This is a genomic window from Hyunsoonleella ulvae, assembly GCF_016827605.1.
Classification (GTDB): Bacteria; Bacteroidota; Bacteroidia; order Flavobacteriales; family Flavobacteriaceae; genus Jejuia; species Jejuia ulvae.
This window is the reverse complement of the sequence record NZ_JAEPJQ010000002.1, coordinates 673,884-685,747: the sequence shown is the minus strand read 5'-3', so window position 1 is coordinate 685,747 and position 11,864 is coordinate 673,884. Positions and strand designations below refer to the sequence as shown.

The following is an 11,864-nucleotide window of genomic DNA, read 5'->3' as shown; positions in this document are numbered from 1 at the left end:
TTAATTTAAAACTATGTTTCTAAGTTCTTGAATACAGTTTCTATTTCTTGTTTTAATTGTACCTATGGGGATATCAAGAGCTTCGGATGCTTCACTTTGCGTGTAGCCCTTAAAGTATAGTAGCTCTATAACTTCTTTGCATTTTTTGGCAAGCTTGGCTACAAACTTTGTTATCCCAATGGCATCAGTTTTTTTATCTAGATTGTCACTGGTTTCTATGATATCTACGAAAAAAGTGGCATCGAGGTTTTGTTTTGAGGTCTTGTACGCTTTAGAACGTGTTTTATCTATCGCAGCATTTCTAGCAATGTTTAATAGCCATGTAAAAAAACGCCCTTTTTTTGAAGAATAACTATCAGATTTATACCATGCTTTTATAAAAACATCTTGCATAACTTCTTCTGCAATAGTATCATCTCTAACTATATTATAAATTACACCATGAATACTTTCACTATACATCCCGTAAAGAGTTTCAAAGGCTTTTTCGTCTTTTTTTTGAAATTTTTCTATCAGGCTATCTAAATCCATTCACGGCAAATAATTTATTGAAAAGTACTAAATAATTCACTAATTCGTAAATATATGTAGTTTAAAATTTAAATGAGGTCGCTAGAATATAAATGCCTTATTTAGTGTAGGAGAATAAGAGTATAGTTAGTCAATCAAAATTTCTAAAACAGCGATAGCAGTATCACTAATTTTTGTGCCAGGACCAAAAACAGCTATGGCGCCAGCATCAAATAAAAATTGATAATCTTGTTTGGGTATCACACCACCAACAATTACCATAATGTCGTCACGTCCAAAATGTTTTAGGGCTTTAATAACCTCTGGGACTAATGTTTTATGTCCAGCAGCTTGTGAGGATACCCCAAGAATATGTACATCGTTTTCAACAGCTTGTTTAGCTACCTCTTCTGGGGTTTGGAATAACGGACCAATATCAACATCAAAACCAATATCAGCGTAACCTGTAGCTACCACTTTTGCACCACGATCATGACCGTCCTGTCCCATTTTTGCAATCATGATGCGAGGTCTTCTGCCTTCTTGTTCAGCAAAGACATCTGCCAATTGCTGTGCTTTTTTAAATGTATCGTCGTTTTCTATAGTCTTGCTGTACACTCCTGAGAATGATTTTATTTGTGCTTTGTGCCTTCCAAATTCTGCTTCTAGTGCATCACTTATTTCTCCTAAAGTGGCACGTTGTTTTGCTGCTTTAATAGCTAAAGCTAATAAATTTTCTTGTCCTGTTTTAGCAGCTACTGTTAATTTTGATAGTGCAGCCTTAACTTCATTGGAGTTTCGGGTAGATTTAATATGTTTTAAACGCTCAATTTGAGCTTGTCTTACCGTTTGATTATCTACTTCTAAAGTGGCTATATGGTCTTCTTGTTCTAGTTGGTATTTATTAACACCTACTATAATGTCTTGTCCAGAGTCAATTCTGGCCTGTTTTCTTGCTGCAGCTTCTTCTATTCTAATTTTAGGTATACCTGCTTCGATTGCTTTAGTCATACCACCTAAATCTTCAATTTCTTGAATGAGATTCCAAGCTTTTTCTGCAATATCATGGGTTAGTTTTTCAACGTAATGGCTACCTGCCCATGGATCCACTGTCTTGGTTATTTTAGTTTCTTCTTGTAGGTATAGTTGTGTGTTTCTTGCAATTCGAGCAGAAAAATCAGTTGGTAGTGCGATAGCTTCATCCAGAGCATTGGTATGTAAACTTTGTGTGCCTCCAAAAGCTGCTGCAGTGGCTTCTATTGTCGTTCTTGCAACATTGTTAAACGGGTCTTGTTCGGTTAAACTCCATCCAGAAGTTTGACAATGTGTGCGCAATGCTAAGGATTTAGGGTTTTTAGGGTTAAATTGTTTTACAATTTTAGCCCAAAGCATTCGTGCGGCTCGCATTTTAGCAATTTCCATAAAATGATTCATGCCAATAGCCCAGAAAAATGACAGGCGAGGGGCAAAGGTATCTATATCCATACCAGCTTTTATTCCTGTTTTTAAATACTCTAAACCATCTGCCAAAGTATAAGCGAGCTCTATATCGCAGGTAGCTCCAGCTTCTTGCATGTGGTAACCAGAAATACTAATGCTATTAAACTTAGGCATTTGTTTACTGGTAAACTCAAAAATATCAGAGACAATTTTCATGGATGGTGTAGGCGGGTAGATATAGGTGTTACGCACCATAAATTCCTTTAAAATATCATTTTGAATTGTACCTGACAACTCTTGTAATGTAACACCTTGTTCTTCAGCGGCTACAATGTAAAACGCCATAATGGGGAGTACTGCGCCATTCATGGTCATAGAGACCGACATTTTATCTAGTGGAATTTGATCGAAGAGTATTTTCATATCCTCCACGGAGTCTATGGCTACTCCTGCTTTACCTACATCACCCACCACGCGTTCATGATCGGAGTCGTAACCTCTATGTGTGGCCAAATCAAAAGCCACGGATAGCCCTTTTTGACCAGCGGCTAAATTTCTTCTGTAAAAGGTATTACTCTCTTCGGCGGTACTAAATCCTGCATACTGACGAATGGTCCATGGTCGTTTTACATACATGGTACTGTAAGGCCCTCGTAAATAAGGTGGTATGCCTGCTGCGAAATTTAGATGTTCAATATGCTTTAAATCCTCTTTAGAGTATAAAGATTTTATATTGATGCCTTCTGCGGTATCATAAGTTTTTACATCAGGGTTATTAGAACTGATGTCAGTTTGAATCTTTATATGTTCTACAGGTTTTCTCGACACTACAACACCATTTTTTGAATGTAAGGATTAAAGTCTATATCATAAATACTAGAAAGCTTAATCATTACGGTTTTACGATTTGATGATATAATGTACGAGGTATTAAATAATGATGAACCTTTTTCAGTATAATCTACTTTGTATATAGCTTTAAAGATTTGTTGTTTTTTATTACCACTGTATTTAGCGGTAAGTTTAGTAAAGTCTATGTTTTGAGTTTCTGATACCTTTTCGTTATTCAATCTAATAATACCTAATAGTTGGGAGGCGTCCCTTTTAGAAAACGGAAAATAGGGTAAGGTGTTTATGGTATAGGTAATACCATAAGTGTCGTCAAAATAGATATAAAAATTACCTTCAAGATCTCTTAACGTTTCAACAGCTTTAGATTCGAATTCGTAATCTTTTTTAGAAGATATCGAATCTAAAAGCTGTAGGTATTCGTTTGTGCTATATTTTTTAAATGTATTGGGTAAATACACTTTTATACCATCATCGCTTAGTGAATGATATTTTCCAGAAATATCTTCAGAATTTTTAATTTCAATCCAGTTTTCAATACCACTGGTTCCATTAAGACAAGAAGCCAATGTTAATGAATACAAAAGAATGAATAGGTATGATAGTAATTTTTTATACATCAAAAATAACGCTTAATGATTATGTCCTGCATGAGGATCGTTTTGAGTTGTTGGTTGCGGGATTTTATTAAAATCAACCTTAGATTCAGGTGTTTCAGAAACTTGAGATAAGTCCACATCAAATAACTTTCCATAGAAAAACTCTAAAGCTACATAGGCTGATAGATATTTATCGCGAATAGCTGCGCCATAGTTAGATTGTAATGCTGGTCCGTATAGTTTTGGACTCATGCTATTGGTCTCGATTAGGGCATTAAAAGTGGTTTTTAAACTTTTATCTATCATGTTTTTTGAGATACATTCCATAACTACACTATTGTAATTTAATTTAGTATCTGGATGATTTAAGTCCCATAATTCTGCTCTGGATTTTAAAACATCAAAAACTTTAACTGAATGTGGGGATACGACCTCAGCATATTTTATACGACCATACATGGCATTTCTTATAAACTGCGAATAAGCTCGAGTAAGGTTAGGGTTTCCGGTTTGCCCTGTATTACCATACTTTTTTAAGATATCATCTTCAAAAGAAAAAAGGGCTTCGTTTAATAGTTTTACATCGAATTGATCACAGTTTAATACGATACCTTTTTCAGAGAATTTATAGGTTTCTAAGGTTTTTTCTTGTGGCTCTTTTTTACAACTAAATAAAGTGATGATTGCCAAACATGCAATAAATTTTAATTTCATAATACTTACTCTTTTTTTAATCGTTCTTGTTCTAAATTTTCGGTTAAACGTTTTTTAATTATTGGGGTTATTAAGGTTTTTCTTTTTTTAATTTTTAAAAACGGAGAGACTTCTATATCATCTTTCATTGTATCATTTAGGTTGGGGTATTTATTACTGCCAAGAATAACTACACTACCTGCATCAAACTGCTGTTGCTCTTTCGTGGCACTTTCTTTTATTTTACGTTGTATGGTACCACTTTTAAGTTGCTTTAAAAACCCGCCGTTAGCCTCTATGTCTTTAAAAAGTATTAAGGCTTTTTCGGCTAGTTGTTGTGTTATTGTTTCAATATAATAACTTCCATCTGTAAGATTGTCTACCACATCAAAATAGCTTTCATACTTTAAAATCAGCAATTGATTTCTGGCAATTCTAGAGCCAAATGCATTGTTTTTATGGAATAAAGCATCATAGGGTAAATTGCTAATGGTATCTGCACCGCCTAAAATAGCACTCATACACTCTGTTGTAGTACGTAGCATATTGGTGTTATAATCGTAAATAACTTTATTTCGTTTGGATGGTGTAGCAAAAATTGAGCATGAGTAATCTTGTGTGTATACTTTGCTAATGGTGTTAAAAAGTAAACGCAATGCTCTTAATTTTGCAATTTCAAAAAAATAGTTTGAGCCTAGGGCAACATTAAAAACTACATTGTATTTTGATGTTTCATTTAAAGTGCTATTCTCGATATAATTAAGGTATTCATTAAGGTGCGCCAAGGTATAGGCCAATTGTTGTACCATGTTTGCTCCTGCATTTTGGTACAATAACCCGTTAATCGATATGGTGTTAGAATGGTTTAATCCATTTTTAAAGTTTAAAAAATCTTCTTTTAAGTTTACATACCAATTCCCTGATTCGGCTAGATTTCCGATAATATCATTATGGACAAAAATACCTGCTTTTGATCCTGATGCAGTAAACAATTCAACAATGTCTGTGTTTAAAAATTGTAAGGCTATATGAATAGGTATTTCGTCTAGATTTATGTTAGCTAAAAGAGTGTTGACTTCAATATTCTCATGGGTTAACACGAATTTTATGGATTCTGCACCTTTTGAAATGGCCGAACATGCTAACTGATTTGCTGTTTTTGCATTATCAACCTTTATGGTTTCACATATTTTAAATTTTGCAGTACTTGATGTGATATTTTGGGGTAAGTTAGCAACATCTTCAGAGTGATAAAACGGTTTTACTTGAATACCTTCGTTAGTGGTCCAAACAAGTGTGTCATTGTAATCTGCACCTTTAAGATCAAATTGTATTTTTTGTTTCCATTGTTTCATGGAAACGGGTTCAAATTCACTAAATAACGAGTTACTCACTATCCTTTGTTTTTAAACTGTCTTCGTATTCAATAATAAAAATTTCTTCGTTTTCACGTTTCATGTAGTACTCTTCACGAGCAAACTTTTCTAAACCTTGTTCTGAACTTAACTTTTTAAACTCTTTATCGTCTTTTTCCTTTCCTTTTCGGTAGTACTCTTTTTCTGATTCTAAATCGTTAATTTCTGTGTTTAATTCATTATGGATAAACCACGAATTACTATCAAAAAAAATCATCCAAACTACAAAGACTACCAGTGCAAGGATGTATATATTCTTGAATGGTTTTAAGTATTTGTTATTGGTGTTAAACGTTTTCATTTATAATTTTTCGTTGATAATGGTACGAACAATATCTATAGCTACGGTATTGTAATGGTTGTTTGGTATTATAATATCAGCATATTCTTTCATGGGTTCTATAAACTGATCGTGCATTGGTTTTAAAGTGGTTTTATATCGTGTTAAAACTTCCTCTAAGTCCCTGCCACGTTCAGAAATATCACGTTTTAAGCGCCTTATTAAGCGTTCATCACTATCGGCGTGCACAAATATTTTAATGTCGAACATATCTCGAAGCTCAGGATTGGTGAGGATTAAAATTCCTTCAATAATCATCACTTTTCTGGGGTGGGTTAATATAGTATCCCCAGTTCTATTGTGCTTAACAAACGAGTATACAGGCTGGTGTATAGGTTCGCTATTTTTTAAGGCTCTTAAATGTTGTACTAATAAATCAAAGTCAATGCTCCTAGGATGGTCGAAATTGATTTTTACACGTTCGTCATAGCTTAAATGAGACGTGTCTTTGTAATAAGAATCTTGGGAAATAACCCCAACCTCTCCTTCTGGAAGCTCCTTTAGTAACTGATTTACAACCGTAGTTTTACCACACCCTGTACCACCAGCAATTCCTATTACCAACATATAATTTTACGATTTTTAGGCTATAAACAAAGTTAGTAAATGTTAAATTATATGGTTGGGGTTTCTGCTATTTTTTTACTGCAGCAACTTCTTCCTTAGTTACCATTTTTGTATTTGAATTGCCCCAATTATTATTGATAAAGTTCATGACGTCGGCAATTTCATCATCATCTAGACCCATGGGTGCCATATAGCCATTGTAAACAGTGCCGTTTACGGTAATTTCTCCTTTTTGACCATATTTAATACCTCTGATACTGGCTTCCCTATTGTTTTTTAAATAATCGGACTTCGCTAAAGGAGGAAACGTTTTTTCTACACCTTCGCCATTAGCCATGTGGCAATTTATACAAAAATCTGTGTAGATATCTTGCCCTTTGGAGATGCTTTCTTGTAGTTTGTCTTGTTGGGGTGTTATTGTAAAGCTCAATACAGTTAAGCTTCCTAAGCATAGAAATATAAATACTTTCATAGAGTTGTAATTTAAAATGAATCAGGAATAAGTTTTACAATACCAACACCCTCTACGCCAGCATAGAGATAACCATCAGGTGCTTGTTTTATGTTTCTAAACCTGCCTAAACCTTCAAATAATTTTTCTCGTTTTATAACTTTGTTGTCTTTAATAACTAACCGTTCTAAATACTCGAATTTAAGCGAGCCTACTAAAACACTTCCTTTCCAATCTGGATATCTATCCGAGTTAACTATTGCCATGCCACTTGGTGCAATGGAGGGCACCCAATAGAATAGTGGTTGTACCATATCCTCTTTTTCAGTGATTTCTGTAAACTTTGTACCACTGTAATTAATACCATATGAAATTACTGGCCAACCATAATTATTCCCTTTTTCTATAATGTTTATCTCGTCTCCACCTTTTGGCCCATGCTCGTTTATCCAAATTTTGCCAGTTATTGGGTGCATTACCATACCTTGTGGGTTTCTGTGCCCATAACTAAAAATGGCACTTTTGGCATTGAGACTATCTATAAAAGGGTTGTCCTCTGGAATAGAGCCATCATCGTGTATCCTATATATTTTCCCTCCATCCTTGGTAATATCTTGTGGGTTAACATCCCGATTACCTCTATCTCCTATGGAGAAGTATAGGTAACCGTCTTTATCAAATTCTATTCGAGATCCCCAGTGTTGTCCTTTTTTTGTGTTAGGCACGCCTTTGTAGAGATACTCAATATTAGAAAGTAAATTTCCGTTTAATTGTGCGCGAATAATGGCTGTATTACCACCATCGCCCTTACCTTCTGCTGAGGCATAAGAAAAATAGATCCAACCATTATTTTTGTAGTCAGGATGTAGTTTTACATCCATTAGGCCTCCTTGTCCTCTCAAGTATATATCTGGGAGTCCTTCAATTGTTGTTTTATTGCCATCTTTAAACATAATTAATTCTCCTGTTTTTTCAGTGATTAATATACTTTCATTTGGCAAAAAGGCCATACCCCAAGGTATATTCAATTCAGGAACAACAACTTTGGTAACGTAATTATTTTTTATTGGTTTTTCTGCCGAAACCTTAGAGGGAACTTGTTGAGCGCATGAGAATAAACATATTAAAGTCATTAAGAATAGAGAGATAAACTGTTTCATTTTCATAGGTTTATACAGTAAATATACATTAAAACGAATAATTTAAAGCCATAGCGGCGTAATAGTTTAACGGATTTCCAGGATAAAAATACCGAGGCGCATTGCCACCAAAGCTACTGGCATTAATTAATATTTGGGATGCATAAGAGACATCAAATATATTGTTGATACCCAAAAATGTGTGGACGGTTAATTGCGGAAAAAGTGTTTTTCTGTATCCTATTTTAAAATTTGAAATAGTGTAAGTATCACTATAAATAGAGTTGCTGTCGGTGATTGGCATTGCACCAACGTTTTGAACGTTGATATTACCATACACTCCAGAAGTGGTGTTAACATCTATCCCCAAATTAAGAACGTGAGATGGTACACCAGTTAAATCATTTCCTGAAAAATTTGCAGTACCATCCACGAAATCTCTGAATTTATATTGATTAAGTGTACAACTCCCAAATATAGAAAGTTGTATTTTTTCAGAGTTTATGATGTTATAGTTTAAGTTGGCCTCTAAACCATCATGCTGGGTTTTTCCAGCATTAATACCAATAAATTCATCTTCGGCAGTACGTCTGGCAACCAAAAGGTTTTTTATGGACAATCGATAGATTGAAATATTGTATTCTAAACGTTTTTTTATAGCTTGTCCTTTTAAGCCTAGTTCTAAATTCCAACCAGTTTCAGGGCTTAAATTGTTATTAATTTGTCCGTTTGGTAGTAGTGTTTCTTGTAATGTAAGAGGAGAGAACCCGTGGCTAACATTGGCGTAAATATTAGATGTTGTGTTTAAGCTATATAACAGCCCAAACTTAGGGGAAAATATACCTTTAAAGGTAAAGCTTCCAGATTGATCGGGGTTGGAAGCTGATGTTGGAAATTCATCTTCAAGGTCATAACCTGTTTTATTATAGTTTATTCCAAGTACAATATCTGTTCTGGAAGACATACTATACCTACCCTCAAAAAATAGATTGTAATAGTATCTTTTTTCTTTAAAGTTTGATAAGGCTTCACCTTGAATGCTGCCATTTGCCTCAGGAAAATCTTGATACAGGTTTTCAAAAGTTTGGTATTTGTATTGGTCTTTGAAAAGCTCTATCCCTGATGTCCAATTAACTGCTTTGTCATTAATATTAAAATTGCCAATGTAACGATGTCTAAGTCCGTAACCAAAAACAGATTCCTCTAAAATATTGAAGGGTCTTGGTTCGTAAGAGTTTCTAAAGGAAGCAAATATGCTTGTGGTTTGTTTAAGCCTGTCGTGAAATTTATGTTGCAGCGATACACCTATTATGTTACGCTTGGTATCTTCGAAGCCTTTAGCTGCCGACCAAGTAAATGCTGCTTTTTGTGGGTTGTTTCTAAAATCAGTTTCATTTAAAGAGCTTGGAATAAAAGCCTTTAAACCTGAAAATGCTCCAAATACAGAAAGTTCGTTTTTAGTATTAAAGCTGTGAGAGCTAAGTAAGGTTAAACTACTTCTCTTATAATGATTGTTGTTTCTGTAGCCATCACTATTTGTATGGCTGTACACCAATTTTAAATTGTGTTTAGCGCCTCCGTAGTTAAGCTGGGAAAGATTTTTCAATAATCCAAAAGAGCCAATAGTAGTTTCATTACTGATGCTATAGTTGTTTAAAATTGCTTTTTTAGGCATGAGTTGTATAACGCCTCCCAACCCTGAACCATAAACGCTGGAAGTGGCACCTTTAGTGATTTCAATTCTGGAGATTGCACTTAGCTCGAAGTCTTCAAGACTAGTTTCCCCACTACCATTGGTTAAAGGAATATCCTTAATATATGCTCTAATTTTAGAGGTGCCAAATAGGTTTCTTGCTCCAACACCACGTATTGTGATACGATTAGTATTTAGTGCACCTGTTTGCATAAATACTCCGGGTACTCTATTTAATGCTTCGTTAATGTTAACAGAGTTGCCTCTCTCTATATCTTTTGCTGAAACAAGGGCTGTACTTGTTGTGGAAGACTTAAGTTTGATTGGTAAGTGGTGGGTGTTAATTATGATTTCGTTCAATGCTGAAGGTGTTTTTTGAAGTGCAATTTTGTACCCTTTCTTAGAATTTAGTTTGACCTTACGAGTAGTATATCCCTCTTTGCTAAACGTATAAAAACCTGAGATTTTAATTGTAAAATAGCCATCGTCACTTGCAAATATAGAATCGTTTTCAATTTTAGTAATGCTAACATTAAGTAATAAGCTACCATTTTCACTGTCTATTATTGTATTGCGATCTATGTTTTGTGCATAAAAACATGATTTTAATATGATGATGAAAAAGATAGAAAGAAATAGATTTGTTTTCACCATCGTAAAGTAGATGTTTTATAAAAAACGAAAAAGTTTAGAGAACTAAAATTTTCTTAAAAAAATCATTTTAAACTGACTAAAATAAGTATATTTGCACCCGCTTAGATAGCTGCATCGGGGTGTAGCGTAGCCCGGTTATCGCGCCGCGTTTGGGACGCGGAGGTCGCAGGTTCGAATCCTGCCACCCCGACAAAATTATTCAGGTAATTTTAAAAACACTGTTAGTTGTATTTCTGGCAGTGTTTTTTTATTAATCATTGAGTTGGATGATAGGTAGAAGTTTGTGAACCATTTATGCTGAAACTTTGAAAGCAAAGATTTTTGGGTTATTTTCTTTTACTTTGTCTATAATTCCTAGGGGATTTACCCATAAAATTCTTAAAAATCCTAGAGAAATATAAAGGGTCATCAAACCCAATTTTATAGCTAACCTCTTTAATGCTCATGTCTGTATAGTTTAGATACTCGCATGCTTTTTGTATTTTTTTTAAATTAAAAAATACCATCACGGGGTAACCGGTTTCTTTTTTAAACTTAGTATGTAAATATGATTTTGAGTAATTAAATTTATTTGCAATTTCAATTAATGTAAAATTCTCTCCCAAATTGGACAATAAAAAGCTTTTTATCTGGTCAACGAGTGTGTCCTTCTGGTTGATTACTGTACTAGAATTAGCATTGTGGTAAACAAAGGAGCTAATAAAACCAAGGCTTAATAAATTTGCGTATTCTATTTGCTTTTCTAAATAGTTTCTCTCAAATAAATCAAATATTTTATTAAATAAATCGATCTTATCGGTTGAAAATAAAACATCTTTATAGTTGCTGTAGTGGGTCGTCTTGTGGCGGTTATAAAGTTTTGGGGCCATTGTACCGTTAAAATGAAACCAATAAATACTCCAAGGGTCTGTGGTATCTGCTCTGTATTCGTGTTTAACTTTTTTGGGAATGATAAAAAATTGATTAGGCCCTATTTCCGTCTTAGAATTGTTGATAATTACTTCTCCTTTGCCCTTGGTGCAGTAAATAAAAATAAACTCTTTGGCTCCTTTTTTTCTATAACGAAAATGATTGTGTGCTACTGGATAATAACCTAAATCAGTAATGTAGAATTTTTTAGTAATAGCATTATTCTTTATGATGTTTATGACAGCTTCTGGTAGAGCAATCATCTTTTGACCCAGGAACCCTTCTTTTACTAATGCATTATCCATTTTTGTAATTGTTAAATTTAGTTAAGAGGTGTGCTAGTTTTATTAAATTGTAAAGGCTTTTTCTTGTGTTTTTTTACAAGTTATTGTATTACAAGGCATGATACAATGATGCTGCATTGCTAATTAATACTTATAACTACAGAACGTCCTTTTGAGGAATAATATTACTAGTCCATAAGAAATGATTTTATTTTCAGTTGGTTAATTGATTTTAAATGCTGAAAGTTAAGTATTTTTATCCATATTTAGGATTTTTTTGTCTATTACTTTTAGGTTTAATGCATTGTATATTTGTAATAA

Annotated in this window: 11 protein-coding genes and 1 tRNA gene; 1 reads left to right on the top strand and 11 read right to left on the bottom strand. The window is 33.9% G+C overall.

What is annotated here, in order from left to right:
* The 10 genes from JS605_RS08365 to JS605_RS08320 form a co-directional block, all read right to left on the bottom strand.
* Complete coding sequence (locus JS605_RS08365; protein ID WP_203257243.1) at positions 1-531, bottom strand: RNA polymerase sigma factor; 531 nt, start codon at positions 529-531, stop codon at positions 1-3.
* Positions 532-657: 126 nt separating this feature from the next.
* Positions 658-2,778, bottom strand: coding sequence for a methylmalonyl-CoA mutase (gene scpA, locus JS605_RS08360; protein ID WP_203257242.1), 2,121 nt, complete (start codon positions 2,776-2,778; stop codon positions 658-660).
* On the bottom strand, positions 2,778-3,419 hold the full coding sequence (locus tag JS605_RS08355) for a hypothetical protein (protein WP_203257241.1): 642 nt from the start codon (positions 3,417-3,419) through the stop codon (positions 2,778-2,780). Before JS605_RS08355 ends, scpA begins: the two co-directional genes overlap by 1 nt.
* A 12-nt stretch (positions 3,420-3,431) precedes the next feature.
* On the bottom strand, positions 3,432-4,112 hold the full coding sequence (locus JS605_RS08350; protein WP_203257240.1) for a hypothetical protein: 681 nt from the start codon (positions 4,110-4,112) through the stop codon (positions 3,432-3,434).
* A gap of 5 nt (positions 4,113-4,117) precedes the next feature.
* Positions 4,118-5,485 carry a methylmalonyl-CoA mutase subunit beta gene (locus JS605_RS08345; RefSeq protein WP_203257239.1) on the bottom strand — a complete coding sequence of 456 codons (1,368 nt, stop codon included), beginning with the start codon at positions 5,483-5,485 and terminating at the stop codon, positions 4,118-4,120.
* On the bottom strand, positions 5,478-5,807 hold the full coding sequence (locus JS605_RS08340) for an FtsB family cell division protein (protein ID WP_203257238.1): 330 nt from the start codon (positions 5,805-5,807) through the stop codon (positions 5,478-5,480). Before JS605_RS08340 ends, JS605_RS08345 begins: the two co-directional genes overlap by 8 nt.
* The gene (gene udk, locus JS605_RS08335; protein ID WP_203257237.1) at positions 5,808-6,413 is read right to left on the bottom strand and encodes a uridine kinase; all 606 of its coding nucleotides are present in this window, start codon (positions 6,411-6,413) and stop codon (positions 5,808-5,810) included. It abuts the gene before it with no gap.
* A 67-nt stretch (positions 6,414-6,480) separates the two neighbouring features.
* Positions 6,481-6,885 carry a c-type cytochrome gene (locus JS605_RS08330; RefSeq protein ID WP_203257236.1) on the bottom strand — a complete coding sequence of 135 codons (405 nt, stop codon included), beginning with the start codon at positions 6,883-6,885 and terminating at the stop codon, positions 6,481-6,483.
* Positions 6,886-6,896: 11 nt separating this feature from the next.
* Entirely contained in the window at positions 6,897-8,024 is a 1,128-nt protein-coding gene (locus tag JS605_RS08325; protein WP_203257235.1) for a PQQ-dependent sugar dehydrogenase, read from the bottom strand.
* Between the two features lie 28 nt (positions 8,025-8,052).
* Entirely contained in the window at positions 8,053-10,350 is a 2,298-nt protein-coding gene (locus tag JS605_RS08320; RefSeq protein ID WP_203257234.1) for a TonB-dependent receptor family protein, read from the bottom strand.
* Between the two features lie 115 nt (positions 10,351-10,465).
* Between JS605_RS08320 and JS605_RS08315 the strand changes: the two genes are divergently transcribed.
* Positions 10,466-10,540, top strand: a tRNA-Pro gene (locus JS605_RS08315).
* Between the two features lie 136 nt (positions 10,541-10,676).
* Here JS605_RS08315 and JS605_RS08310 read toward each other — a convergent pair.
* Positions 10,677-11,564, bottom strand: a complete 888-nt coding sequence (locus JS605_RS08310) for an AraC family transcriptional regulator (protein WP_203257233.1) — start codon at positions 11,562-11,564, stop codon at positions 10,677-10,679.
* Positions 11,565-11,864 lie beyond the last annotated feature (300 nt).